The 1,000-nt window shown below is 54.9% G+C and carries 1 protein-coding gene; it reads left to right on the top strand.

Going from position 1 to position 1,000, the window contains the following annotated elements:
• The coding region (locus tag RMSM_RS36100; RefSeq protein WP_040771455.1) for a sialate O-acetylesterase at positions 1-883 on the top strand (883 nt) is incomplete at its 5' end.
• Positions 884-1,000 lie beyond the last annotated feature (117 nt).

The following is a 1,000-nucleotide window of genomic DNA, read 5'->3' as shown; positions in this document are numbered from 1 at the left end:
CGGAGGCAAGATCGGCCCCGAGTTCACGTTTGGTTTGAAAATGGACGAGGTCTACGACGAGCCGGTGTTGATCATTAAGACTGCTTGGGGCGGCAAGTCGTTGTTCTATGATTACCGTCCGCCGAGTGCGGGAGTCTATCCGCGAACCGAACAAGACATCGCGCGAGACCGCAATCCCGAGAGCGGATCAGGTCACTATTACCGTTTGATGATCCAGCACGTTAAACAGGTGCTCAGCGACATCGGTCGAGTTTGCCCCGAGTACGATAAGAATCAAGGCTACGAAATGGCGGGGTTCGTTTGGTTCCAAGGGTTCAATGACATGGTCAACCGCGACGTGTATCCACGGTTGCCAGCGGACAGTTCCGAGAATCGCTTTGCTAAGTACAGCGAATGGATGGCCGATTTCATTCGCGACGTTCGCAGCGACCTTGCCGCACCAAAGATGCCGTTTGTGATTGGTGTGATGGGAGTCGGTGGTGAGAAGGCGAACGCTGACAATTTGATGTTCCGTGAAGCGATGGCGGCGCCCGCCTCGTTACCCGAATTTCGCGGCAACGTCACTGCTGTGCCAACGTCGCCATACTGGGACGAACCGTTGGCGGCGATCCAAGAGAAATATGATTCGGTGCGACAGATGAGGTACTTGCTGCGAACCAAAAACAAGAACCATGCCAACGCAGACGGTGCGATGAGCGATCAAGAACAGCGAGAGTTTCTGAAGAAATTCGAAGCCGAGCTGATCAGTCCCGAGGAAGTCGCATTGCGAAAACGAGGTGCTTCCAACGCCGGCTACCATTACCTTGGCTGCGCGAAAACGTTTGCCATGATGGGAGACGCGCTCGCCGACGCGATTCTGCAAATGTCCAACAAAAAGCCGTAGCGTTCACGTCGTTTAATGTCTATTTCGGTTAGCGGTGCGGCGCGAGCCGTCCGGTTGCAGCGAGTAAACCGTTCGATTTGGACCGGGCGGCTTGCGCCGCTCCGCTATAAAAATCAC

Origin of the sequence: Rhodopirellula maiorica SM1 (genome assembly GCF_000346295.1) — a bacterium.
Classification (GTDB): Bacteria; Planctomycetota; Planctomycetia; order Pirellulales; family Pirellulaceae; genus Novipirellula; species Novipirellula maiorica.
The sequence above is the reverse complement of the archived record's forward strand: the minus strand, read 5'-3'. Positions and strand labels throughout refer to the sequence as shown.